The following is a 23,284-nucleotide window of genomic DNA, read 5'->3' as shown; positions in this document are numbered from 1 at the left end:
AGGTCTCTTTACAAAGTAATCGTGAAAGATTGCAATGTAATCATATCGACTTGAAAATTATTAAACAAAGAATAAAATCAAAGTGAAAGGGGGGATATTTTGCGACGAAGTGTTAAGAACACAGTATCGACAATGCTGTTATTTGGACTGATGATTCTCGGCGCACAGGCAACCGCACTCGCCAAAGTAGGTTGGGAAAATGTCGGTTGGTCAGGCGCAAATTTTTTGTCGAAGGCATGTAACTCAAAAACTACCGTTTTTGATAAACCAAAATATTCATATATGTCGGCGACAGCGGAAATAGGATCTAAGCGAAGTAAAAAACAAGCTTACAGTCCAAGTCCATATACATCGGTTCATGCAGTTGCCTTTTCAGGATATAACGAAACGTGCTATACCTGGGGTAACGCATACTAATCGATGGAACTCCCTAATACACTAGGGAGTTATTATAAGGGGTGTTAAATATGAATAAAAAAAAATTATTGACAATTTATCATGTGCTTTTATCACTGTATATGATTGTATGTACTTCGTTCTTTTTCAATCAATATTCTGATATAGCGAAAAATAATGTTTCCAACTTATCGAATCTCATTTATTTCATCAAAGACAATTTGTTCTTATTGGTTTTATTTTCGATTGTACTCATTTCAATTGTTTTGAATCTCTTTTATGTCTCAGAATATTGGATTTTTGTATCTAGAGAAATACTTAAAATTAAGCGTATTGTAGGTTTTACTTATTCAGAAATACTACGCTCTTTCACCTTAGATTATATGGTGCAACTCGTCGCAACGTTTATCTTCTCATCACTTCTGTCAGTCCCTTTTTTGAACTATTTTAAATTGCCGATTGGAATGCCGATTATCATAGCGGGAATAATCATGATTCTTGTGATGGGGTTGATCATCAATATTTTATTTTGGCGATGTTTAAGGGCATATAGGAAAAATAAAAGTGTTGGTCTTAATATCACCAAGAAAGTGGGTTTAGTATTTCAATTCTCGACCTCTTTGATGTTGTTGTTTGTATCGCTCATTCTTTTTGAGGATTTAAACCGGCAAGTATCACCTTATAAAAACTATGCTCAATTAGATTCAGCTTGGTCCGTGTCTGCTAAGTATCCGGAATCGCTTCAAGAGACCATGAAAATTGAAGAAAATCCTGAGCTCTATCGTGGTGATATCCTCAATAAACTCGCTACCACCTACGAAAAATACCACGTTCATCTGATTGTGTTCTATCTTGATTCCCACTCATCAAATACACTTGGAAATCTTATATTCCTAAACGAAACGGCCTTAAAACTTAATAACATAAATACAGAATCCGTGAAACGGTATCAGAATACCGATACGATACCAATCATTACAAGTAACTCCCGATACACTGTAGGGGATCAAATTCAATCAGAAGGGTTAAACTATGTAATTGCGGAAGTTGTTGAAAAGCCATTTACATTCCTTGGTCCCAGCGACTATACTGAACTCTCGTCTAAGGACTACCAAATTGCCTATTTTGATATCACAAACATTAATCAACATCTCCAATTAACCAACAGTAATTTTATCGATGAACTCTTTTTTATGAATCTTTCAGAAGATGAGGTGGAACGCATCAGGAATGATTTAAATGAACCGACATTTAAGTACCAAGTATCATCGATTAAAAGCATTCAAGAAGGATTCTATCATCAGAAAATGTTGATGTTGGCGAGTTATTTCGGCGTGGGAATGATTAATATGATTTTTAGCTTATTTGGCTTGATTTGCGCGGTGTTTGTAGATATTCATTATCGCTCTCTAGATTTTGCTTTATATCAAGTTGTGGGATACTCTAAACAATATCTTATCCGTTCATATCTCAAATCGATATTTTGGCTTATCTTTATATCGACGTTGATTGGAATTGCTACGATGCACATTACCCTCGATTTAACGTGGACTGTGCTTGGCATTGGTATTTCAATCTTAATCGTACTCGTTACGCTATTAAGTCAATTTATCACCAAACGCATTACCGCAATTCAAATTTTAAATATTATTGGAGGAGAAAATGTCTGATACAATTTATACCATTAAATCACTTTCAAAAACGTATGGCGATCATGACGCGAAGGTACATGCTCTAAATAATGTAAATATTGAGATTAAACGCGGTGATTTTGTTGCCGTAACGGGATTATCCGGTTCTGGAAAAACGACATTTCTCAATACCCTTGCTGGTTTAATTGAAGATGCACAGGGAAGTGTCTTGTTTGAAGGGAAAAACATCCTTGATTGGAATGATGCTTTACGTGCTAACTATCGCAATCAATCCATTGGATACATTATGCAAAACTTTGGTTTAATTCCAACGATGACGGTGATTCAAAATGTATTACTGCCCGTAAAACGAATTCGAAAAGAACATCAAGAAAAAGCACGACAATTACTTGAAATGTTAAATATTAAAGATAAAAAGAATGCATATCCACATCAACTATCAGGGGGGCAAAAACAACGCGTCGCTATCGCAAGAGCACTGATTCAAAATCCTACGGTTATCCTTGCAGATGAACCTACAGGGGCATTGGATGTTGAGAATGCGCAGATGATTATGCGTATTCTTAAAGCGATTCATGAACAAGGTGTCACCATCATTCTTGTTACCCATGCACAATCACTAGCAGTTACATGTCCAACCCAACTTATATTTCAAGATGGTTATCTCAAAGAAGTCCTTAAAACGTAAAAAGCCAAGTTTCCTTGGCTTTTTTCATTTAAAACATACTTTTAATGGTTCCTTCGGCTGCCGCTTTCACTGCGACACCTAAGAGTGTTTCAAGGTAACGCAACGGATTCTTGGATGCAATAAAAGCTTCGCTCTCGGGTGTCGCGTAATAGTAAGCAATCTGATCATGATAGACAACCGAAATTAAATTGGCTTTAAGAAGTTGTTGGATGTAAACATCGAACTCTTGTTGACTAAGATGATAAAGCTGAGGTAGGACATGATATCGATCAATACAACCTCTTACAATACTTATGTAAATGGCAGAAGTGTTTTTAGCACGTGCTTTTGTATAGGGTGGTCGAGCTTCATCCGGAAGTACCCATGTTTGTTTCGGCTTATCAAAATAGGCACCTGGAATAAGACCATCGTGAATCCAAGCCAGAATGGTTTCTTCGTGTTTAATCTTAAAATTCTTTTGAAATGTACGGATATTCATAACATCCCCCTTAGTCGCTTTTCTTAAGCATACCATATCGTTAAACAAGACAAATAAAATTTTATTGAAATCGTCCTGGATTGTAGGGTCAAATGTTTACGCGTATAATCAAAGATGAAACGAGGATGCTTATGAAAACATACATTGCATTATTACGAGGTATTAATGTTGGCGGGAAGCATAAAGTTCCGATGGCTGACTTAAAACAGATTTTTGAATCACTGGGTTATACTTCCGTTAAAACGTACATAAACAGTGGAAATGTTATTTTTAAGAGTGAAAACGAAGCATTAAGATCAATGCAAGAAGCATTAGAAGGAACCCTCAAAGATTTTTTTCATTTCGAAATCCCGCTTGTGATTATAACGCTTGACCAGCTAGAACAAGTTTTAAAGGAAGCCCCTGCTTGGTGGGATAAGGCCAACAAAGCCTATTATCACACTGCAATTTTTATAATTCCACCAGCACAACAAGATGATATTATTGAAGTTATGGGTGAAGCCAATGCGGAATTTGAATCGGTTCAATCGGGATCGGATGTTATTTATTGGTCCGCAGACCTTCAATACTATTCGAAATCCCGTTGGTCCAAAACTGCGAGTACATCAATTAATAATTGTGTAACACTCCGAACCGCCAATACCGTCTACAAGCTTTTAGAACTCTCTCAAAAACTGAAGGATTAGAAAGTTGTTGCAAATCATTCGCAATTAGAATAAAATAAGTGCGAAGGGAGTGTGCTATGAATCAATACGAAATCTTAAAAAAACAGCTAGATTTAAATCCTGATTTTAATGACCGGTATCAAGCTCTTTCATTTGAACTGCAGAAAGAATATCAAGCATTTGTGTCGCGACTTTTAGAAGGGGAACTTGATGACGAAGCATGGTTATCATGTTCACCAGCACTTTACCATTGTGACCTAATTAATGCATCTTGTAAGGCATGTTACCCAATATCAGGTCAGAAAACCGCTTTTGAAGTTTCAATCCCCGGTGTTGAGAAAGTCTACGCAATGTGTGCATTTGATGCCATGTGCTTCTTATCACTGAACAATTCGGAAATAATTTGCCTTGATGGCACTAGAATCACACGTGATAACCTCCAAGACATCCCACTGAAGGTATGGGTTCCCAATGCGAAATCAGGTTGTTGTGTTGCCTCTAAATCGTGCAGCTCAATCAAATTCATTGCTAAAGATGAGGTTCCATGTAATGGTGGCGTGAGTTATACATTACCGGAGGCGTTTGCGTTATCTGTGCAACTTTTTGATTATGCACTTGATGTTATTAAAGCGAAGATCTCAGTTTCATGAGATCTTTTTTTTACCACTCGTACAAATAAACTACTCAATTGATTTGTTTCTCCGTATTATTTAAAAAGTAGTGTATAAAATTCTTAAGGGTTTTACTTGTTTATAGCGTATTAAGTAATATTCTAAGGGGGGAAACAGATGTATCATATTGCAATTGTTCATGAGTGTGAAGATGTTAGGCACCAGCTTTTCCAAAGTCTTTTACGGATAAAAAAACGCCATAGCATTAACGAGTGTTTCTTATATAAAAAATTTGTAGATCTTCAAACAGACCCATTATGTTTAAAGATTGATATTCTAATCATCAGTGTAGCCATACCCGATCAATTAGGAATCGAATGTATCCATACGCTTGAACGTTTGAATCCAAATCTTATCGTAATTTTTATATCGTCACTTGATGATGTAATGCATACGGTCTATGGAACTAATATTTATGGATTAATGTTTCAAGAAAATATAGAATCAACTTTTGAGGAAACATTACGGGCTGCGATTTTAAAAATTGAGAACTGTGATCAAAGCATCATCTTTAAAACACGAGAGGGTATGGTAAGATTGGTACAAAATCAAATTAAAGCAATCATCTATGAGAAGCGTCATCCCGTTATTTATACCGAGACAGGAACATTTACGGTCATGAACCAATCTTTAAAATCAATAGAAGAAGTGTTAGATGCCGCACGTTTTGTACGGGCAAATCACGGGACGATTGTAAATGTAAATTATATTTCTCAACTGAATCCGAAAACATTATTTCTAAAGAACGATCCTGAGGCGATTGTTATTTCGCGGGGACGTTATCCAAAGATACTTAAGGTAATGTTGAAGCGATGAAAATAGAAAAGACATGCATGGTGCATGTCTTTTAAACGAATGTGAGGGATAAAATCAGTCCGAAAATAAGTGTAAGTAAAAATGTTGGTAAGACACAAAGTTTAGATGTTTTAAATTATAAAATAATCAGACAACTCGAAACAAACGTGAAGCAAGCCAGGATGATATGAGATCGAGATTCAATAAAGAATTAGAAGTTAAAATTTGTAGATGGGACTTGCTCGATGGGAGCATTCATTGGAGAAAGGATTGTTTGAAAACATGTTGAAGCAGCATCTTAGAAAGTATCATTTTTAAAGCTAAAATAAGGGGTTTTGAAGTAACCTAAGTATTTGATTCCATAAGATTGTGTACTGAAAAAAAGTGACATGTCACCCTAATTAAATCGTTTTGAACACGTAATTTCAACGCTCTTAATATTATTTAAGAAAACAATATTTAAGGCTTCAAAACACAAAAAAAGCACACGCTTTCGCATGTGCTATATGATAATTATTCTTTATCCAATAATGGAATGTAACGAGGTGTATAGCCAAGATGATCAAGGTAACGTTCAAGATCTTTAAAGGCAATGGTATACGTAATCGAATTATCATTTGGGTGAATTCCAATTGTATCATCACGATCAATGGCTTCATCCACGATTACGGTAATTTCATGATTTTTATCCGCAATTACAGAAGCTGCAGTAAGGCTTCCAAATTCAACGCCAATTAATTCGCGCATCTCTTCACTGGTCGGGAAGGTTAAGCGTTTGGTTCCAAGTTGAGCTTGTAAGTCTTTTAGATCGGGATGTTTTTCATCATGCGCAAGAATTAAATAGAACTCATGTTCCGTTTTTTTCGGTTTCACAAGAAGATATTTAATTTGTGGGCCAGGAAGTTCGGGGATTTCAACTTCTACTGAAAATATGGGTTCATGATGATCTTCACGATATTCAATATTCAGTTCGTGCAATAAGTCTGTAATCTGTTGTCCGTATTGATTTTTCATTCTATTGCTCCTTTTTCTATTTGTACTTCAATCGTAACGCAAATATAACGTGATTACAAGGAACATTCTTGCTAAGTGGTGTGTCTTGCGATGTAAATAAAATCTGCTATACTTATCATTATGTTTAGAAAATAATAGAGGTTTATGATATGCGTAAAGATTTTTATCGCAATGTGTTACCCGCGATGTTTGCATTCGCATTTTCGGGTTTATATGCCATTGTCGATGGATGGTTTATTGGTCAAAATGTAGGCGATTTAGGCATCGCTGGAATTAATTTAGCTTATCCGATTACGTCCTTTATACAGGCTTTAGGAACGGGAATTGGCCTTGCGGGTGCGATTCAAATAGGGATTGCTCTTGGCTCTCATGATCGACAAGAACAAGAACGGTTTCTCAAAACAACGGTGACCATGCTTTTGGGTGCTTCGATTGCAGCTTTTGTCTTGCTCTTTAAAACCTATCCTCAAATTTTAACGTTTTTTGGTGCGCAAGGACGTCTTCTTGATTATGCTGCAGACTACATTCGCATTATTATTCTGTTTTCGATATTTCAAATTCTTGCGACCGGTTTGGTTCCCATTATCCGAAATTATGGTGGAACAATGTTTGCGATGGTTGCGATGATTACCGGATTTATCACGAATGTCATCTTGGATGGTTATTTTGTTTCGGTCCTTAAATTAGGAACTGCTGGAGCGGGTTATGCGACGATTATTGGCCAAGCGTTAACGATGCTATTATGTATCGGTTATATGTTTAAACATGTTCCATTTGGTGGTACACAAAAAATAAACATTACACGCGATTCAATCATTCAAGTCCTTAAGGTTTCACTTTCACCTTTTGGGCTCATCTTAGCACCGAATTTAATGATTATAGTATTAAACCAATCCGCTATTCAATATGGAGGGGATGTCGCTGCTGCAAGTTATGGTGTTATTTGTTATGTCGTCTTTAGTGTTCAACTCTTACTTCAAGGCATTGGTGATGGATGCCAACCTTTAATCAGTCGTTATTATGGTAATGACAGTATGGACAAAGTTCATGAGATTGTTTCCATTGCGATTCGATTTGCGTTAGGGGTTGCACTGACCTGTATGGGAATTCTATACAGTTTAAGATTTATGATTCCTGGATTTTTTGGTGCATCAGATGAAGTTGCCTTGATGATTGCGGAAGTCATGCCTTTATTCTTACTTGGATTAATCCCGATTGCATTCTTGCGTGTTTCCACATCCTACGCCTATGCGACGCGGGATAATCATACTGCTTATCGCCTGATATACAGTGAACCGATTCTTACCACAATACTCTTGTTAGGGGTGCTTCCTCATGCCTTAGGTTTACAGGGGGTTTGGCTCTCGGTTCCCCTTGCACAATACTCTGTTTTACTTTACTCCATGGTGGTATATTGGAAACAACTAAATCAATACAAACGAGATTTTCACGCATAGTCCAAATGAACTTGATATGATATTAGTAAGGTGAATGATGAAACTCAAAACACACAAATGTATTATTAGGCCCTTTTGTAGGGAAGATTTTAATTATGCTAAGACATGGCTGAATGATTCCACGGTGATGCAGTTTATTGAACCGGTTATGGATGATGAAACAATAAAAGCGTTTTTAAAGACGTACTGTCTCATTGAAAATCCCCCTTTGTTTGCGATCGAAGATCGGGAAACTCAAGAAGCGATTGGGCATGTTATTTTTCATCAATTGGAGTCTGAGGATGTTGGGGATCATTTAAAGACGTATGAAATGGGCTGTATTTTACGACAGAGTGCTCAAAAGCAAGGGATTGGTCGTGAAGTGAGCGAAGCCCTCATTGAGTATGGTTTTAGAACGTTGGCGTTAAAGCGGATTGTTGCCTATGCCATTCCTCACAATACGGCAGCCATTCATCTTTTAACAGATCTTGGTTTTACCGTAAAGATGCAAGATCAAGATCTCATTGAGTTTGAACTTGTATATCATTAAAAAGACCTCCTAGGAGGTCTTTATTTTTGTTTCAATTCAAGATATCGGGGTGTATACCCAAGATGATTGAGGTATTTTTCCACATCACGAACCTGTAAGGTTAAGGTGATGGTGTTGTTGTTGGCGAGAAGACCAATGGTATCATCGCGGTCAATAGCGGTATCAAAGATTGGGGTGACTTTATGATCGGTGTCTGCAATAAGTGAAAGCAATGTAAGTGAACCGAATTCAATGCCTAATAAATCTTTCATCGCTTCATTCGAAGGAAATGAGAGCCGTTTGGTTCCCAAGTCCTGAGCAAGCTGTTTTAAATCAGGATGTGTTTCATCGTGTGCGACGACTAAGTAATATTCATCCGTCTTCTTAGGTTGTAACAATAAATATTTAACTTGTGGACCTGGAATATCGAGATCATCGGATTCAACGGAAAAGATTGGTTTATGATGGTCTTCGCGATAGGGAATGTCAAGTTCATGGAGTAAATGATAGATTTCTTCCTGATATGGTTGTGGATTCATAGAAAACCCTCCTGTTTCTTTACAATCATCATAAGTGATTTTGAAACAGGTTTCAAGGATAAGTCATGTTCGTATGATAAATACGTGAAGTCATTGCTTTTCATAAGTGCCTAAGCTATTATTTCCATACATATTGGAGGAGCGTTATGAAAAAAATATATGGAATCATCTTGGTGATGTTAAGTCTTGTGCTGGTGGGGTGTGGCACAAAATCACAAGGGACAGGACAAAAAGAAATTGATGCATTTTTTGCGGGTAAAACTTATACAGCTTATATTTCAAGCTTGGATTCAACAAGTGAATTGGATTCTTATTTAAATCCATTGGATTATTCCTATGCGAATATGGATGATCTTAGTGGTCGAGTTTACTATAAAGAAAATACAAAGGGTGATTTGGTAGTTGGTACGGTGACGATTTTAAATGGTCAAAACTTAAGAATTCAAAAGGTTCATATGTTGAATCATCGAAATAATACCGGGGGGCTTTTTGTTACTGAAAACATCAAAAAGTCTAATGACATTGCCTTGAAGAAATTGACAGAGCTGCCACCATTTTCAACAGGTTATGAGTTTCTTGAGTTAAAGAATGGTAAGCGTGTCTTACTTCAATACGATGAAGACACGAATTATGTAGACTCAATCTATATGTTTGACGAACTGATGGATCACCTATTAAACATCTCACTTTCAAAGAGTGATTTCGAAGACATTATTGATTTATCCAAAACACGAGGGGGTAGTATTCGATATTTAGATCGTGACGCCCTTAAGGAACTTCTTCAAGATGAGACCAATCCATTCTGGGATGTTTTAAACAACAATATTAAAGCAAGTCGTGATGCATTTACGAATTCGGACCAAAGTGAAACGAATTCAAATGGTATCCGTCGTTATTTCGTAGCAGATAACGGTAAAACCGCTGAAGGTTGGAAAGAATTTTTAGGTGGTTTTGAAGTTAAAAATATCGACTAGTATTCAAAATAGAAAAGAGGGGTTCTATGGAAAAAAAAGGTGAGATGGTCGATGGCACAATCTATTCACCATCATTAGGATTTGATTGGAATTACAGTGCTTACTGTCCATATTTAGATGGTGAGGAATCAATCAGTACGCTTCCTGTTGTTTATTTATTACACGGGGCAACCGGAAACCATCGTAATATGACGGAGCGGTTTTTGTTGCCGGAATTTCTGGATGAGTGTATGGAACTGGGTGAATGTCGTAAATGTGTTGTGATTTTTATAGATGGCTTTAACTCATTTTATCTAAACAGTCGTTGTTTTCAAATGGAAACGGCCGTGATTGAAGATCTCATTCCGACGCTTGAAGCACGTTTAGAGCTTAAGCCTACCCGAGACAAGCGCTTTATTGGTGGTTTATCTATGGGAGGTTATGGGGCAAGTAATTTAGCTTTACGCTATCCTGAGTATTTTTCAAAGGTAATGGCTTTATCACCGGCAGTTTGGTATACCATGACACCCACTACCGTAACTTATGAGTGGCATGTATTCCGAGATCAAAATGATGTATTTGATCATGAACTTTGGAATCGCCAACATCCAAGTGCAAGTCTAGCGTCATACCAATCAAAAAACCTACCTGTGTCTTTTTTGGTTATGACAGGTGGAATGGATGAAGCCGTTTCGATTTCAGAAGTAAAACGCTTTGTCGCCGATTTAGAGGCCTATACAGAGGTCGATGTTCATTATCTTGATGATGGGGATCATTCCTGGCCTTTTTGGGAGTATGGAACCTATTATGCGTTTAAACATTTTTTCTAAAACAGCCTAGGCTGTTTTTTTATAGTGTTTAAATAGGATTAATGAAACGACTAGGGTAAGCAATTCGTACGTTAGGGGAGCCAACCAAATCGCGCTTGCACCGAATAAGTAAGGAAGACTGATTACACACAGCGCTACAAGAAGATAGCCACGCATCATTGAAATAAGCATTGCCGGACGAATACGTTCCAGTGCAGTAAAATAGCCGGCTAAGACAATATTAATTCCAGATAAAAGGAAACCATAGCTAAAGATGGGTAATGCTTTAACCGCAAGGTTAAAAGGTTCAATGTTTTCCACATTAATAAACCCACTTACAAGAACTTCGGGTAAAGTCTGACAAAGGATAAAGAATCCTAGACCACATAGCACACTGATAAAGAGTGCATCGTTTAAAATCCAATCCATAAGCTTTGTTTGTTTTTGACCGTGATAAAAACTAATTAAGGGTTGAATTCCTTGATTAATCCCAATCATGGTAACCGTAACAAGATTGGTTAGATACATTAAGACGCCAAAGGCAGCAAGACCATTGGAACCAAAATAGAAGGCAATTGCGAGGTTAAAGACAAAGGTAATAAATCCAGAAGAAAGCTCTGTTAAGGCATCTGGAATGCCGATTTGAATCATGGTTTTGATCGTCTTAATATTCCATGTAGGCTTGATGAATTTGAGTGTGGACTTCGAAGATTGGAAATACGATAAGAAGAAGATAAAGCCAAAGACTTGCGCAATACCGGTCGCAATCGCTGCACCTTGAATGCCCCATTGAAATTGAATTACGAAAAGATAATCAAAGATAATGTTCACAAAGGCACTTAAGATGATACCCAGTAAAGATAAACCGGGAGCACCATCGGCTTTAACCAATACTTCAAGATAATAGGTCAACATAAAGAATGGACTAAAGAAAATCATGATCCTAAGATATTGAGAAACATAGTTCAGGGTATCGGGTGTGGCCCCTAGCACACGAATGAATGGATTGTGCATAAACCCCATGAATAGGGCTAAGATCAGTGCGAAAATCCCTAAAAACCAAAAACCAAGGGAAAAGATGACATTACTTTCATGAAAGTTTTTTTGACCGAAGTGGTAGGTGATGCGGGTTGATGCCCCAACCGCAATCATTAATGCAAACGCAAAGATCATATTAATGTAGGGCATTGAGAGGTTTACGGAAGCTAAAGCTTGAGGACCGACCCCTTTACCGACAAACATTCCATCAACCATGGTATATAAAGAAAAAAAGATCATCGCTCCAATTGAAGGAAGGATGTAACGGGATAGATTCTGACGCAATTGCTTGCGTGTGGGTATTGTATTCATAAAAGACCTCCAAAAGAAAATGTACCAAGAATGGCTCAATTTATGGTCATCATATCACGTTTGGTAGTAATTTATGATAGAATAAATAGGATTTGGAGGACATTATGACATATACTACATTACTCTTTGATATTGATAATACCCTGTTAAATTTTAAAGAATCTGAGACTATCGCACTTAAGCAGTTATTTGAAACGCTTAAGGTACCGTATACAGAAGAAGTCTTAGATTACTACTACGACGTGAACCATCAGTTATGGGAAGCCCATGAACGTGGCGAGATTGATCAACAAACCATTCTTGACAAGCGCTTTGGTGTATCCCTTGCATCCTTTGATTTACCGTATACAGGTCGTGAGATGGATCAAATGTTTCGAACATTGATTGAAGAAAATAATATCTTTATGCCGGGTGCAATGGAATTGCTTGCGGCAGTGAAGGATGACTATCGTTTAGGCATTGTGACCAATGGGATTACCGATACACAGTATAAACGATTGGATCACGCAAACATTCGTGATTGGTTTGGTCATATCTTTATTTCTCAAGAACTTGGGTATGCGAAACCGATGATTGAGTTTTTTGAAATCGTCGCCAAAGAAATGCAACCGTTTAATCCTGCCGAAACAATTGTATTGGGTGATAATATTAAAGCAGATGTTTATGGTGCCATGAATGCCGGACTTACAGGATGTTGGTATAACCCTGAAGGGAAAGCAAACCCCACGGATATTAAACCGGATTTTGAAATTAAGAACCTGCTTGATTTCCTCGATATTATTAAATAAGCGGTAACCGATAAAAAATATATTTACGAAAATAATTTTAATGAAAACCGTTTTCGATGGGATTTAAAATTAGAAAAATAAACCGAAGAACCACTTTATAGTGGTTCTTTTTGTATATGGTAATCATTTACAAAGTTAAAGATAGTATACACAAGTATGAAAGGGCTTACTCCATTGGTATTTGTTTTCAATAAATCATCTTGATTAAAACAATTTTCGATGCTATACTCCAAATGTAAGCGATACCAATAAAGTCGCAGAGGTGGAAAATGAAAAAACTATATTCAGCATTACTGGTTGCCTTTGATGAAAACGGAAATCTTTCCGAACAAGGATTACGTGAAATTGTCCGATACAATATTGATCATAATAACGTCGATGGTCTTTATGTCGGAGGAAGTACGGGGGAAAACTTCTTAATCTCTACTGAAGAGAAAAAACGTATCTTTGAGATTGCTTTTGATGAAACACAAGGGGCATGTGATTTGATTGCGCAAGTAGGTTCCACAAACCTTAAAGAAGCCAAAGAACTTGCACGTTTTGTAACGGATCTCGGATATAAAACAATTTCAGCGGTTACGCCTTTCTATTACAAATTTGATTTTGAGGAAGTTAAAAATTACTACAACCGCATCTTAGAAGATATTGATACAGAGATGATTATTTATTCAATTCCTTATCTAACCGGTGTATCCCTTTCATTGGATCAATTTGCAGAGCTCTTTGAAAACGAGAAAATTAAGGGCGTTAAGTTTACGGCTGCGGATTTCTATCTTCTTGAGCGTATGCGATCAACATTCCCTGAGAAATTAATTTATGCAGGCTTTGATGAGATGCTGTTGCCAGCGTGTGCATTGGGTGTTGATGGTGCGATTGGTTCAACCTTTAATGTGAATGCATTAAAAGCACGTCAAACGATGGATGCTGTGGACGCAGGGGATTTAAAAACCGCATTACAACTTCAAAAAGAGACAAATGACTTAATCAGTGCGGTCTTAGATAATGGCCTCTACAACACATTAAAATTAATCTTAGCGGAGGAAGGGGTTCATGCAGGTATTTGTCGCGAACCCATGAAAGCACCTCAAGATGCACAACGTAAACGTGCTATTGAGATTCACCAAATGTATGTAAAAGCATAAAGGAGGTTTGTCATGAAGCGTTACCGTTGCATTGATATCGGAGGCACTTCGATAAAACATGCATGTTATAACGAGTTGGGTGATGCATTAACTGAAACAGAAACCCTTTCTGTAAAGCAAACACCTGGTAATCATGAAATTGTTGATACCTTGCACCAAATTTTAAAACAGGATTTAGATGTCGATGGTGTTGCGATTTCTACGGCTGGTGTTGTGGATTTAGAAACCGGATCGATTCAATATGCGGGGTATACGATTCCCGATTACACGGGAACCCCGCTTAAAGAAATAATCGAATCAACTTATCACATTCCATGTTTTGTAGAGAATGATGTGAATTGTGCCTGTATGGGTGAATATTGGAAGGGTGCTGCACGCGGTGCATCATCTGTGGTATGCCTCACTATCGGTACAGGGGTTGGTGGTGCATTAATGTTTGAAGGAAATCTTTGGCATGGTGCAAGCGGTACGGCTGGGGAAGTTGGTTACATTCCAATAAAGAACGCATATTTTCAAGATTTAGCGTCCACAACTGCATTGGTTGAAGATGTGATGAGACATCATCCCAGTGATCAAGTTTTTGATGGACGATTGGTAATTGCCAATGCAAAAAGAGGGGATCTTATTTGTCAACAAGCACTTACACGATTTGTAGATCATTTAGTTCAAGGTCTTGCTACGATTCAATACTTAATCAACCCTGAGGTGATCGTCCTTGGTGGGGGAATTATGGCGCAGCAGGATTATCTTGAACCAATGATTCAAGCTGCACTTGAAAACGCCATGATCCCATCCTTTAATACCGCAAACATCCAATTTGCGAAACTTAAAAATGATGCCGGAATGGTTGGTGCACTCTATCATTTTTTAAGAAGAAAGGAAGGATAACATGGATATCCTCGATGAAATACAAAAACAATATGTCAATTTCTCTCAGAAAGAGAAACAAATTGCCATGTACATTCTGCAAAAAAATAATGAAATAAGAAATATTAATATTGGCAAATTGGCGGAACAAACGGGAACTTCCAGTGCAACGATTACACGCTTTTGTCGCAAGATTGGGTGTGAGAGTTTTGTTGATATGAAAATTCAAATTTCTGCTGCAGAACAAGATGGGATACCGCTTGAGTCTTCGGATATCTTTGATAGTGTTTATTCCTACTACAATCGCGTGATTGATCGTACCAAGAAAAACATCAACAAAGAAGAGTTGGAACGTGTGATTACAGCTTTAAAAGATGCTCAGAGAATCTTTATCTATGGCGTTGGGAGTTCAGGGCTCACAGCGATGGAAATGACGCAACGATTATTACGTATGGGGTTCAATGTCTCCGGTATTACCGATTCCCATATGATGTTGATTAATTCAACCATTACCAAAGAAAAAGATCTTGTGATTGGTATCTCCACATCGGGGAAAACCATTGAAGTCCTTAATGCTGTGAAAACAGCGAAGAATAATGGATCTAAAATACTGTCCATGACCAGTTTCTCAGAAAGTGAATTGGCCCATATTAGTGACTATCAAATGTTTGTATACAACAGTTTATTTATCGACAACAAACGTTTTGTGAATTCACAGTTTGCGATTATGTATCTTGTTGATATTATCTCCATGAAATTATTGGAAGATGATCAATACAGTTATGTAATGAGCCAGACGGTTGATGCGATTATTAAGAAAGCCAATGAGAAAACGGAAGAATAGGTTTATTTAAAGCCGTATTTTACGAAAATTTTTTTAATAAAAGTAAAATCCAAAGCGTGAATACGAAAATGAATTTCATAAATTATGAAATTGTAAATAATTTTATGAAAACGCTTGCAAAGATATAAATAGATGCTATTATGAAATTACGCACAGCATATCCAAATGCTTGATATGCATGTTAGAGGAGGAAAAGCATGAAACGATTTACGAAAGGTGTTATTACAACAGCAGCGTTAGCGTTATTGTTAACAGGATGTGGTAAAAAGAATGATTCTGAAGAAGTAACCATTAAATATTGGAACTTCCCAAACTTTACCAATGATCAAGAATTTCCAGATTCAGCAGATTACGATGCAGCACTTATTAAAGCATTTGAGGAAAAGAACCCAACAATTAAAGTTGAGTACCAAAAAATTGACTTTACAGATGGTCCAGCTAAAGTTGAAACCGCAATTCAATCCAAAACAAATCCTGATGTAATCTATGATGCTCCAGGACGTGTCATTGACTGGGCTTCAAAGGGTTACCTCAAAGAATTTGCAGATGTGGATACAAAACAACTGGATGCATCTGCAGTAAAAGCAAGTAGTCTTGATAACAAACTCTATCTTTACCCACAAGGGATTGCACCATTCTTAATGGCTGTAAATACCAATGTAACAGATAAGTTAGGGATTACAGATCTTCTTCCATTAGATAAAGAAGACAATCCAGGACGTAATTGGACTGTTGATGAATTTGAGACATTCCTAAAAGCAGTTAAAGAAAAAGATCCAGAAATGATTCCGACATTGCTTTATGCAAAATCAGCAGCAGGGGATCAAGGTCCTCGTGCCTTTGTTTCAAACTTATACGGATCATGGATTACAGATGAAGCAATCTCAGAATATACCATTAATAACGAACAAGGTGTTAAGGGTCTTGAATGGGTAGCTAAAGCTTCAAAAGAGGGATTACTTGGAAGTGGACAAGGTCTTGAATCAAAAGACGGTCAAGAATACTTCAAATCCAATAAAACCGCAATTTCAATTCTTTCATCTCCAGGACTTCGTACACAACACATGCAAGGTTCCGACATGAATGCACGTTTCTTACCTTATCCAAATGATGCGAAAGCACCTAAATATGAATTCTTAGTTGCTGGTCCTGCTGTATTTGACAACGGTGACGATGCAAAAGCAGCAGCAGCTCAAAAATTCGCAGACTTCATGATTAATGATGAAGTCTGGGGTAAACGTACACTTCTTGCAACAGGAAACTTCTCAGCACAACAAGGTCAAACAGGATTATACGATGATGCAGAACTTAAATTCGCAGAATCACTCACACCTCAATTTGGTCCTTACTACAATACCATTGAAGGTTATGCAAAAATGCGTCCTTACTGGTTCCCAATGTTACAATCTGTAATGAGTGGTGAAGCAGAACCGAAAGCCGCAGCGGATGCATTTGTAGAAAAAGCAAATAATACAATTAAAGAAGCACAATAGGTTATCAATCATAGTATGGGAGATGGATGTTTGTTTCATCTCCCATTTTTATTAGAAGGGGATATGTATGAAGGCATTAAAACAGAAAATTAAAAAGAAGCATATTGATACCAGTGGGTATTTATTCTTACTCCCTGCAATGTTATTCTTCGTGACATTCGTTTTATATCCCATGGTCAAAGGGATCTACTTATCATTTTTCAGATTTAGAGGACGTAACCAGGTCTTCTATGGACTCAATCATTACGCAAACTTAATGCATGATGATATATTCTTAAAATCAATGCGAAATACAGCGGTTATCACCTTAGTGGCGGTACCAATTGTGGTAATGTTGGCACTCTTTATCGCAATCCATATCTATAATAAACACGCTGCAGTTCGATCATTCTTTAGGGGTGTATTCTATATTCCTGCAATCTCTTCGGTTGTTTCCATTACAGTCGTATGGCTATGGATTTATAACCCGGATTTTGGAATCTTGAACTATATCCTAAAAAATGTAGGACTTATTAGTGAAAATGTACAATGGCTTGGAAATTCTAAGACCGCAATCTATGCAATTATTGCAGTCCTTATTACCACAAGTCTTGGACAACCCATTATTCTGTATGTTGCAGCTTTGGGAAACGTTCCAGAAGAGTTATTGGAATCTGCACGCATTGATGGTGCTGGAAACTGGGTTATTTTTAGAAAAATAATCTGGCCACTGATCAAACCAACCACACTCTATATTGTGGTAACAACAACCATCAACAGTTTCCAAATCTTCTCTCTGATTCAATTAATGACAGCCGGAGGACCAAACTACTCTACCTCAACCGTAATGTATCTGGTTTATGAAACGGCGATTATTCTACAAGAATATGGAAAGGCGTCAGCGATGGGAGTTATTCTTGCGGTAATTATCGCAATTATCTCGACCTTACAATTTAAATTCTTGTCCGATGACGTTAATTATTAGGGGGGAACATATATGAAGTTTAAAAAATTTGGACTCTTTAATATCATTTCAATGATATTCTTAGTCGCACTCACCATATTCTTTATCTTTCCATTCTATTGGATTGCATCCGGTTCATTTAAATTACAAGATGTTGCGATTGCCTTGCCACCCGAGTGGTTTCCTTTAAATCCAACATTTGATAACTATAAATTATTACTACAACCACTAACCGCTCGCTGGTTCTTTAACTCAGTGTTTGTGTCCTTAACAACGACATTGTTAGTGTGTACAACTGCTTCGCTTGCTGGATATGCCTTAGCGAAGAAAAAATTCCCTGGGGTTAAGCTGATCTTCGCAATCTTTATTGCTGCGATGGCTTTACCAAAACAGGTAATCTTAATACCGCTTCTACGTTTTATTACCGAACTTGGGTTAATGGATACGTATGCAGCGCTCATTCTTCCAGCAGTTGGATGGCCCTTTGGCGTCTTCTTAATGAAACAATTCTCGCATGCTGTTCCAGATTCTTTGTTAGAATCTGCGGACATCGATGGCTGTGGTGAAATTAAGAAATTCTGGCACATTGTACTTCCAATTGTAAAACCAGGGATTGGAGCGCTTGCAATCTTTACCTTTATTTCAAGTTGGAATGATTACTTCTCACAACTTGTCTTTACAAACTCGGAAGTTATGAAGACACTTCCATTAGGCCTTGCTTCCATGGCACAGTCTGCAGAGTTCTCATTAAACTACGGACTTCTAATGGCAGGGGCATTACTTGCATCCTTACCGATGATTGTTGTGTTCCTCTGTTTCCAAAGCTTCTTTACACAAGGTGTTACAGTAGGTGCTGTGAAAGGATAAGCATATGAAAAAGCATAGTATTTTTAAACAACTCGAGAAGGGTCTTGTCGTTTCATGTCAAGCCCTTCCCGATGAGCCTCTTTATCGTGAAGAGGGTGGGATCATGGTGTTAATGGCTCAAGCAGCAGCACGAGCAGGTGCTGTAGGAATACGAGCACAAGGGGTTACGGATATCAAGCAAATAAAAGCTGCAGTGGATCTTCCGGTGATCGGGCTTATTAAAAAACCTTATCCAAACTACCAACAATATATCACAGTAACCATGACTGAAATTGATGCGCTCGTAGCATCCGGTTGTGATATTATTGCCTTGGATGCAACCTTAAGACCGCGTGGCGATGGTAAAACCATCGAAACATTTATTCACGAAATTAAGACGAAATATCCAGACTGTATTTTAATGGGTGATATTTCAACGTTAGAAGAAGGGATGCATTGTGAAGCGATCGGTATGGACTGTGTGGGAACAACACTCAGTGGCTATACCGATTACTCACCCCAACTGGAAGGACCAGACTATCAACTGATGGTAGACTTAGTTCAAAACGTATCCATACCCGTGATTGCGGAAGGACGAATTCATGCTCCTGAAGCAGCGCGAAAAGCGATTGAATGTGGGGTTCACTGTGTTACTGTAGGGGGTGCGATTACACGACCTCAAGAAATCACAAATCGCTTTGTGAAAGCGATGAACGAAAACTAGAAGGAGTTGGTTTGATGACTTTAAGTCAATTAATTATCGGATGGTTCTATTATGGAATCGTGTTTATGGGTTTATCGGTATTAGCGACATTCCTGTTGAATAAAGTGACCTCCAAACGATGGTTACCACCTCTCATTATTAATGCGGTTTCGATTCTCTTGCTTTTAGCTCTTGCAGCGAAGGGTCTTGTACCATCGAACCAGCAAGCTTATGCACTTTATTTTATTTATATGCCCGTTGTTGCCGCAAGTGTCTTGTATAATGGATCCCTTGTCGCAATGGATCGCATTCGTATTTTTATGAAATAATTCTCCTAAAAAGGCAAAGTCACCACTTGCCTTTTTATTTTTGTAAAAAATACTTGATATTATAAAAACATTTCATGTATACTCTAATGAAGTGGGAACGAATGGAGAAGGTTATGATTAATTTGTTTTTATATGTTGCCATTCTACATATTCTTGCAGATTTCCATCTACAATCCAATAAAATGTTTGAGAACAAGAGCTCATCATTTTCTTGGTTGATTGCACATATTGGGGTGCATGCAGTTGTATTTGGCGTGTTTGCGTTTATGTTTGATGGCGAAGCCTTAATGTATATTATGGCAATGGTTTTTATTCACTTTATTTTAGAGTTAATGAAAGCAATACTTGTTCAATGTGAATTGAAAGGGGTATGGGGTCGTACCAGTTTTGTGGAAGGTATCAGTCAATTGATTCATTTTGGAATTCTTTATGCATTTTCGGAATATTTCTTTAGACACCAATTCTTTACAGAGATTACGCAAATTCATACGGTCTTTGGAATGAATGCAACAGTATGTCTAAGTGTTGTTCTTGCAATACTTGTGTTGACAAGACCCATCCAAATTTTAGTTAAATTAAATAAAGGTTCTTTGAATCTTATAAATGTCTAACAGGCCAAGGCCTGTTTTTTAAAAGGAGAAATGTGATGATACGAAAAACACAAATGGATGATTTACCTGCGATTTGGCATTTAATGAATGATTTAGAGGATACAGAGTTTCCCTATGAAGCATTTTGTACTGCTTTTGATGCGGTCTATTCCAATCCCTCCATGCACATGTTTGTGTATGAAGATAAACAGGAGGTTGTGGGGTGTTTGAATATGCGAGTGGATGTGCAACTTCATCACAGTGGTTTGATTGCGGAAATTAATGATTTTGTGATGAATCCATCCTGTCGCGGTCAAGGTTATGGAGCGGCTTTACTGAATCATGCGGAATTATTTGCGATTGAAATGGGAGCACTTCAATTAGAGCTTACGACAAATAAAAAACGAAAACGAGCGCATGCATTTTATACAGCGCATGGCTTTGAATCAACCCATTATAAATTTGTGAAAATGCTTTAATTTTAGACGCATTGGTCTCTTGGAAGAGATGTGATACAATGACAGTTAGCGTAACCCGTAAAGGAGTTTTTGGTGATCATATTAATCAGTGCATGGTTGGATGCTTTTCGCAATGGACCCGTCCAACTGAATACCGGCATTTACTTATACATTGCATTGTTTATCATGTGTTATTTTATGTACTTTCGAAAACAAGAACGTAGTGACTGTATTATAAACAGTCTGTTTTTTATCTATTTTTGTGGTGTTTTTGAAGTCGCACTGCTACCAATTCCGATGAATGATAAACAGATTCTTGCAAATCAAGCACTCAAGTTTGGACTGAATTACAATACCCAGCCATTTTTCGTGGATCTTTTTGTTAGTCAGTATTCCAGTTATATGGATTATTTAATTCCAAATATTGTAATGTTGGTGCCGTTTGGTTTTTTAATGAATTATAAACTTAAAAAACCAAGTTTTATTAAAATTGTGCTATTAAGTATGACCTTCTCACTGTGTATTGAGATGACCCAACTTATGATGCAGTTAACGCTGTATACACGTCGTGTCGCGGATATTAACGATCTCTTATCCAATACCTTTGGTGGCATGATTGGCTGGTCCTTGTACATTCTATGCGCTCCTGCAATTGAAAAAATCTTCGCCCTAATACCCGAACGAAGATCTCATAATATTTAGACGCTTTGCGTCTTTTTTATTGCATGTGATGGAGGTCATTAACAATACCGCGAACACTATGAATTAAACCATCAAGTTTCGAAAGCGCATTGTTTATTTTTGTTTGCACCATATAATCCGCAAAAAAACCATCCATAAAATAATCTGCAAAGGTCCAAAAACCATTCAAATCACCAAGGTCATCAAAGGTACCGTGCACATCCCGTAATTCTTTACTGAATCGTTGTAGGAGAAACTGCGCATCATTCATATGTTGTTTTGCTTCATTAATACGGTTATGTTTGATCATTGTCACAAACATTCCTCCCCCAAACATATCAAACAGGCCCCAATCCGATGCTTTCTTTAATTGAGCACGTGATTGTTCCAATTGATACAAGAGTTGTTCTCCAGCTTGAATTGCTTCTTGAATTTCAACATATTGTTCTGTCATAACGCGACCTCCATCATTTATAGATTGAGTATATCGTAAGGGAAGCCGGAATAACGTAAAAGGTGCTTAACAGTCGTATTTACGTCCTAATTGACCCATTTACGTAAAAAAATGATTTCTGATAAGCGTCCTTCGTGGTTTATAAGCATGGCACCAACGAGTGAAAGCAGCCCTAAATCGAGAAATAAGTCTTTTAAATCAAAAGAGAATTGTGTTAATGATTGCGTGGTATATTGAATCCAATCAAAGGAACCACCCCATAAGGTTTGATCGAGAATGGATGCAATGGTTGCGCTTAAAATAAGGGCAATGCTGATGCGGTAATGACCATCAAGTCGGCGGTTATCGATACCAACATGGTAAATTAAATACATTACAATCATGAGCAATATGAACACGCGCATCATCAGCATAAAATGAGCTGAAATACTAAGGTTAAATGTATCTTTTAAGAAGTGGTTTATCCAGCTTAAATCGGTGTTTATTTGTGGATGGATTTGCAGTGAATCGCCCCAGAGATAAAGCGTTGATTGATTCAAAGTCGAAGCAACATAATACTTGCTTCCTTGATCAACAAGAAGAAAGCCAAATACCCATAAAACAGTTTTCATAAGAATCCCCCCCTATGCATGATAATTATAGGTTGGATGTGTGATATTTAGGTGCAAAAAAAACACTAAAGTGTTGTACTTTAGTGCTTTTAAGCCCCTTTAACTAAATCAAATGCTTTTTGTGTAATGGTATCAACGATCGATCCACGTGTTTCTTCTTTGACGTCTTGTGACGTTAAAGCGTGATTTAAATCGTTAACAACATCAAATGATTTATTACCAATCATGGTTTCCATTAATGATTTTACAACCTTAACACCGGTATCCATACTTAATTGTGATGTAATGGCCTGGATGATTACATCAAAGAATTGATTCCCTTTGTTGCTTTCTGTTTTTGTGAAATGGGAAAGGGCTTGGTTCATAAGATTTTGGACTAAATCTTCTTGACCTGTTTTCTTCAACATTTCAGTAACCATTGCGGAAGGATTGCTTGCAAGACCCATCAATGATTTCACATCGAAGTTATCCATGAGTGCATCGGTTGTTTCATCTTGTGGTAAAAATTGCTTTACCAAATCTTTTAAATTTGCCATATTTTTCTCCTTGTTTTATCTATT

29 protein-coding genes are annotated in these 23,284 nt (G+C 37.4%); 22 read left to right on the top strand and 7 right to left on the bottom strand.

Annotation, left to right across the window (positions count from 1 at the left end):
- The first annotated feature begins 99 nt into the window (after positions 1-99).
- Genes AAG186_RS06625 through AAG186_RS06615 form a run of 3 tightly spaced genes read left to right on the top strand, consistent with a single transcriptional unit; the run spans position 100 to position 2,736 of the window.
- Positions 100-417: a hypothetical protein gene (locus AAG186_RS06625; RefSeq protein ID WP_331836849.1), complete on the top strand. Its 318-nt coding sequence runs from the start codon at positions 100-102 to the stop codon at positions 415-417.
- 50 nt (positions 418-467) lie between these two features.
- Positions 468-2,066: a hypothetical protein gene (locus AAG186_RS06620; RefSeq protein ID WP_342621452.1), complete on the top strand. Its 1,599-nt coding sequence runs from the start codon at positions 468-470 to the stop codon at positions 2,064-2,066.
- Positions 2,059-2,736 carry an ABC transporter ATP-binding protein gene (locus AAG186_RS06615; RefSeq protein ID WP_200549299.1) on the top strand — a complete coding sequence of 226 codons (678 nt, stop codon included), beginning with the start codon at positions 2,059-2,061 and terminating at the stop codon, positions 2,734-2,736. The genes AAG186_RS06620 and AAG186_RS06615 overlap by 8 nt, the downstream gene beginning before the upstream one ends.
- 28 nt (positions 2,737-2,764) lie before the next feature.
- On the opposite strand, the gene AAG186_RS06610 is transcribed toward AAG186_RS06615, so the two are convergent.
- Positions 2,765-3,214, bottom strand: coding sequence for a hypothetical protein (locus AAG186_RS06610; RefSeq protein ID WP_342621451.1), 450 nt, complete (start codon positions 3,212-3,214; stop codon positions 2,765-2,767).
- Positions 3,215-3,345: 131 nt separating this feature from the next.
- Here AAG186_RS06610 and AAG186_RS06605 point away from each other — a divergent pair, with 131 nt between their 5' ends.
- The 3 genes from AAG186_RS06605 (at position 3,346) to AAG186_RS06595 (ending at position 5,366) form a co-directional block, all read left to right on the top strand.
- Complete coding sequence (locus AAG186_RS06605; protein ID WP_161637601.1) at positions 3,346-3,900, top strand: DUF1697 domain-containing protein; 555 nt, start codon at positions 3,346-3,348, stop codon at positions 3,898-3,900.
- Positions 3,901-3,956: 56 nt separating this feature from the next.
- Positions 3,957-4,529: an alkylmercury lyase gene (locus AAG186_RS06600; protein WP_342621450.1), complete on the top strand. Its 573-nt coding sequence runs from the start codon at positions 3,957-3,959 to the stop codon at positions 4,527-4,529.
- Positions 4,530-4,667: 138 nt separating this feature from the next.
- Positions 4,668-5,366: a LytTR family transcriptional regulator DNA-binding domain-containing protein gene (locus AAG186_RS06595; protein ID WP_342621449.1), complete on the top strand. Its 699-nt coding sequence runs from the start codon at positions 4,668-4,670 to the stop codon at positions 5,364-5,366.
- Between the two features lie 492 nt (positions 5,367-5,858).
- Here the strand turns inward: AAG186_RS06595 and AAG186_RS06590 are convergent, their stop codons facing one another.
- On the bottom strand, positions 5,859-6,359 hold the full coding sequence (locus tag AAG186_RS06590) for a YbaK/EbsC family protein (protein ID WP_161637595.1): 501 nt from the start codon (positions 6,357-6,359) through the stop codon (positions 5,859-5,861).
- Positions 6,360-6,508: 149 nt separating this feature from the next.
- Here AAG186_RS06590 and AAG186_RS06585 point away from each other — a divergent pair, with 149 nt between their 5' ends.
- Positions 6,509-7,816 carry an MATE family efflux transporter gene (locus AAG186_RS06585; RefSeq protein ID WP_342621448.1) on the top strand — a complete coding sequence of 436 codons (1,308 nt, stop codon included), beginning with the start codon at positions 6,509-6,511 and terminating at the stop codon, positions 7,814-7,816.
- Positions 7,817-7,850: 34 nt separating this feature from the next.
- Positions 7,851-8,345, top strand: coding sequence for a GNAT family N-acetyltransferase (locus AAG186_RS06580; protein ID WP_342621447.1), 495 nt, complete (start codon positions 7,851-7,853; stop codon positions 8,343-8,345).
- 20 nt (positions 8,346-8,365) lie between these two features.
- Here AAG186_RS06580 and AAG186_RS06575 read toward each other — a convergent pair whose 3' ends face one another.
- Complete coding sequence (locus AAG186_RS06575) at positions 8,366-8,863, bottom strand: YbaK/EbsC family protein (RefSeq protein ID WP_161637256.1); 498 nt, start codon at positions 8,861-8,863, stop codon at positions 8,366-8,368.
- Positions 8,864-9,009: 146 nt separating this feature from the next.
- Here AAG186_RS06575 and AAG186_RS06570 point away from each other — a divergent pair, with 146 nt between their 5' ends.
- Together AAG186_RS06570 and AAG186_RS06565 are read left to right on the top strand one after the other, a co-directional pair.
- A complete protein-coding gene (locus AAG186_RS06570) occupies positions 9,010-9,837 on the top strand; it encodes a hypothetical protein (protein ID WP_342621446.1) in 828 nt (275 codons plus the stop codon).
- A 26-nt stretch (positions 9,838-9,863) separates the two neighbouring features.
- Positions 9,864-10,646: an alpha/beta hydrolase-fold protein gene (locus AAG186_RS06565; RefSeq protein ID WP_342621445.1), complete on the top strand. Its 783-nt coding sequence runs from the start codon at positions 9,864-9,866 to the stop codon at positions 10,644-10,646.
- Between the two features lie 6 nt (positions 10,647-10,652).
- On the opposite strand, the gene AAG186_RS06560 is transcribed toward AAG186_RS06565, so the two are convergent.
- Entirely contained in the window at positions 10,653-11,975 is a 1,323-nt protein-coding gene (locus AAG186_RS06560; protein WP_342621444.1) for an MATE family efflux transporter, read from the bottom strand.
- Positions 11,976-12,079: 104 nt separating this feature from the next.
- Between AAG186_RS06560 and AAG186_RS06555 the strand changes: the two genes are divergently transcribed.
- The 12 genes from AAG186_RS06555 to AAG186_RS06500 all read left to right on the top strand — a co-directional run bounded on the left by AAG186_RS06555 (position 12,080) and on the right by AAG186_RS06500 (position 21,680).
- Positions 12,080-12,763 (top strand): YjjG family noncanonical pyrimidine nucleotidase, encoded by a 684-nt coding sequence (locus AAG186_RS06555; protein ID WP_342621443.1) that lies wholly within the window; start codon positions 12,080-12,082, stop codon positions 12,761-12,763.
- Positions 12,764-13,032: 269 nt separating this feature from the next.
- A complete protein-coding gene (locus AAG186_RS06550) occupies positions 13,033-13,905 on the top strand; it encodes an N-acetylneuraminate lyase (protein WP_161637261.1) in 873 nt (290 codons plus the stop codon).
- A 12-nt stretch (positions 13,906-13,917) separates the two neighbouring features.
- Positions 13,918-14,793, top strand: coding sequence for an ROK family protein (locus AAG186_RS06545; protein ID WP_161637262.1), 876 nt, complete (start codon positions 13,918-13,920; stop codon positions 14,791-14,793).
- Position 14,794: 1 nt separating this feature from the next.
- Entirely contained in the window at positions 14,795-15,616 is an 822-nt protein-coding gene (locus tag AAG186_RS06540) for a MurR/RpiR family transcriptional regulator (protein ID WP_161637263.1), read from the top strand.
- A gap of 197 nt (positions 15,617-15,813) precedes the next feature.
- Positions 15,814-17,109, top strand: coding sequence for an ABC transporter substrate-binding protein (locus AAG186_RS06535; protein WP_161637264.1), 1,296 nt, complete (start codon positions 15,814-15,816; stop codon positions 17,107-17,109).
- Between the two features lie 67 nt (positions 17,110-17,176).
- Complete coding sequence (locus AAG186_RS06530; protein WP_161637265.1) at positions 17,177-18,073, top strand: sugar ABC transporter permease; 897 nt, start codon at positions 17,177-17,179, stop codon at positions 18,071-18,073.
- Positions 18,074-18,085: 12 nt separating this feature from the next.
- The gene (locus AAG186_RS06525; RefSeq protein WP_123171223.1) at positions 18,086-18,919 is read left to right on the top strand and encodes a carbohydrate ABC transporter permease; all 834 of its coding nucleotides are present in this window, start codon (positions 18,086-18,088) and stop codon (positions 18,917-18,919) included.
- A 4-nt stretch (positions 18,920-18,923) separates the two neighbouring features.
- Positions 18,924-19,622, top strand: coding sequence for an N-acetylmannosamine-6-phosphate 2-epimerase (locus tag AAG186_RS06520; RefSeq protein ID WP_200542794.1), 699 nt, complete (start codon positions 18,924-18,926; stop codon positions 19,620-19,622).
- 14 nt (positions 19,623-19,636) lie between these two features.
- Positions 19,637-19,930, top strand: a complete 294-nt coding sequence (locus AAG186_RS06515) for a hypothetical protein (RefSeq protein ID WP_161637267.1) — start codon at positions 19,637-19,639, stop codon at positions 19,928-19,930.
- An 86-nt stretch (positions 19,931-20,016) separates the two neighbouring features.
- Positions 20,017-20,541 carry a DUF3307 domain-containing protein gene (locus AAG186_RS06510; RefSeq protein ID WP_342621442.1) on the top strand — a complete coding sequence of 175 codons (525 nt, stop codon included), beginning with the start codon at positions 20,017-20,019 and terminating at the stop codon, positions 20,539-20,541.
- A 35-nt stretch (positions 20,542-20,576) separates the two neighbouring features.
- Complete coding sequence (locus AAG186_RS06505; RefSeq protein ID WP_200542792.1) at positions 20,577-20,999, top strand: GNAT family N-acetyltransferase; 423 nt, start codon at positions 20,577-20,579, stop codon at positions 20,997-20,999.
- A 72-nt stretch (positions 21,000-21,071) separates the two neighbouring features.
- Positions 21,072-21,680 carry a VanZ family protein gene (locus AAG186_RS06500; RefSeq protein WP_342621441.1) on the top strand — a complete coding sequence of 203 codons (609 nt, stop codon included), beginning with the start codon at positions 21,072-21,074 and terminating at the stop codon, positions 21,678-21,680.
- Positions 21,681-21,696: 16 nt separating this feature from the next.
- Here the strand turns inward: AAG186_RS06500 and AAG186_RS06495 are convergent, their stop codons facing one another.
- The 3 genes from AAG186_RS06495 to AAG186_RS06485 all read right to left on the bottom strand — a co-directional run bounded on the left by AAG186_RS06495 (position 21,697) and on the right by AAG186_RS06485 (position 23,260).
- Positions 21,697-22,113, bottom strand: a complete 417-nt coding sequence (locus AAG186_RS06495) for a hypothetical protein (protein ID WP_161637270.1) — start codon at positions 22,111-22,113, stop codon at positions 21,697-21,699.
- Positions 22,114-22,199: 86 nt separating this feature from the next.
- Positions 22,200-22,724 (bottom strand): signal peptidase II, encoded by a 525-nt coding sequence (locus AAG186_RS06490; protein WP_331836870.1) that lies wholly within the window; start codon positions 22,722-22,724, stop codon positions 22,200-22,202.
- Positions 22,725-22,813: 89 nt separating this feature from the next.
- Positions 22,814-23,260, bottom strand: coding sequence for a hypothetical protein (locus AAG186_RS06485; RefSeq protein WP_125164232.1), 447 nt, complete (start codon positions 23,258-23,260; stop codon positions 22,814-22,816).
- Between the last annotated feature and the right edge of the window lie 24 nt (positions 23,261-23,284).

Source organism: Erysipelothrix sp. P66, assembly GCF_038682365.1.
Lineage (GTDB): Bacteria > Bacillota_I > Bacilli_A > Erysipelotrichales > Erysipelotrichaceae > Erysipelothrix > Erysipelothrix piscisicarius.
This window is presented reverse-complemented; position numbering and strand designations above follow the sequence as displayed.

Bases quoted from the DNA above. Each gene is read 5' to 3' on its own strand.
- AAG186_RS06600 (WP_342621450.1), top strand. From the start codon at position 3,957: ATGAATCAATACGAAATCTTAAAAAAACAGCTAGATTTAAATCCTGAT.
- AAG186_RS06555 (WP_342621443.1), top strand. From the start codon at position 12,080: ATGACATATACTACATTACTCTTTGATATTGATAATACCCTGTTAAAT.
- AAG186_RS06605 (WP_161637601.1), top strand. From the start codon at position 3,346: ATGAAAACATACATTGCATTATTACGAGGTATTAATGTTGGCGGGAAG.
- AAG186_RS06495 (WP_161637270.1), bottom strand. From the start codon at position 22,113: ATGACAGAACAATATGTTGAAATTCAAGAAGCAATTCAAGCTGGAGAA.
- AAG186_RS06520 (WP_200542794.1), top strand. From the start codon at position 18,924: ATGAAAAAGCATAGTATTTTTAAACAACTCGAGAAGGGTCTTGTCGTT.
- AAG186_RS06505 (WP_200542792.1), top strand. From the start codon at position 20,577: ATGATACGAAAAACACAAATGGATGATTTACCTGCGATTTGGCATTTA.
- AAG186_RS06590 (WP_161637595.1), bottom strand. From the start codon at position 6,359: ATGAAAAATCAATACGGACAACAGATTACAGACTTATTGCACGAACTG.
- AAG186_RS06515 (WP_161637267.1), top strand. From the start codon at position 19,637: ATGACTTTAAGTCAATTAATTATCGGATGGTTCTATTATGGAATCGTG.
- AAG186_RS06545 (WP_161637262.1), top strand. From the start codon at position 13,918: ATGAAGCGTTACCGTTGCATTGATATCGGAGGCACTTCGATAAAACAT.
- AAG186_RS06485 (WP_125164232.1), bottom strand. From the start codon at position 23,260: ATGGCAAATTTAAAAGATTTGGTAAAGCAATTTTTACCACAAGATGAA.
- AAG186_RS06610 (WP_342621451.1), bottom strand. From the start codon at position 3,214: ATGAATATCCGTACATTTCAAAAGAATTTTAAGATTAAACACGAAGAA.
- AAG186_RS06595 (WP_342621449.1), top strand. From the start codon at position 4,668: ATGTATCATATTGCAATTGTTCATGAGTGTGAAGATGTTAGGCACCAG.
- AAG186_RS06510 (WP_342621442.1), top strand. From the start codon at position 20,017: ATGAAGTGGGAACGAATGGAGAAGGTTATGATTAATTTGTTTTTATAT.
- AAG186_RS06615 (WP_200549299.1), top strand. From the start codon at position 2,059: ATGTCTGATACAATTTATACCATTAAATCACTTTCAAAAACGTATGGC.
- AAG186_RS06490 (WP_331836870.1), bottom strand. From the start codon at position 22,724: ATGAAAACTGTTTTATGGGTATTTGGCTTTCTTCTTGTTGATCAAGGA.
- AAG186_RS06580 (WP_342621447.1), top strand. From the start codon at position 7,851: ATGATGAAACTCAAAACACACAAATGTATTATTAGGCCCTTTTGTAGG.
- AAG186_RS06565 (WP_342621445.1), top strand. From the start codon at position 9,864: ATGGAAAAAAAAGGTGAGATGGTCGATGGCACAATCTATTCACCATCA.
- AAG186_RS06560 (WP_342621444.1), bottom strand. From the start codon at position 11,975: ATGAATACAATACCCACACGCAAGCAATTGCGTCAGAATCTATCCCGT.
- AAG186_RS06550 (WP_161637261.1), top strand. From the start codon at position 13,033: ATGAAAAAACTATATTCAGCATTACTGGTTGCCTTTGATGAAAACGGA.
- AAG186_RS06540 (WP_161637263.1), top strand. From the start codon at position 14,795: ATGGATATCCTCGATGAAATACAAAAACAATATGTCAATTTCTCTCAG.
- AAG186_RS06585 (WP_342621448.1), top strand. From the start codon at position 6,509: ATGCGTAAAGATTTTTATCGCAATGTGTTACCCGCGATGTTTGCATTC.
- AAG186_RS06525 (WP_123171223.1), top strand. From the start codon at position 18,086: ATGAAGTTTAAAAAATTTGGACTCTTTAATATCATTTCAATGATATTC.
- AAG186_RS06575 (WP_161637256.1), bottom strand. From the start codon at position 8,863: ATGAATCCACAACCATATCAGGAAGAAATCTATCATTTACTCCATGAA.
- AAG186_RS06530 (WP_161637265.1), top strand. From the start codon at position 17,177: ATGAAGGCATTAAAACAGAAAATTAAAAAGAAGCATATTGATACCAGT.
- AAG186_RS06570 (WP_342621446.1), top strand. From the start codon at position 9,010: ATGAAAAAAATATATGGAATCATCTTGGTGATGTTAAGTCTTGTGCTG.
- AAG186_RS06620 (WP_342621452.1), top strand. From the start codon at position 468: ATGAATAAAAAAAAATTATTGACAATTTATCATGTGCTTTTATCACTG.
- AAG186_RS06535 (WP_161637264.1), top strand. From the start codon at position 15,814: ATGAAACGATTTACGAAAGGTGTTATTACAACAGCAGCGTTAGCGTTA.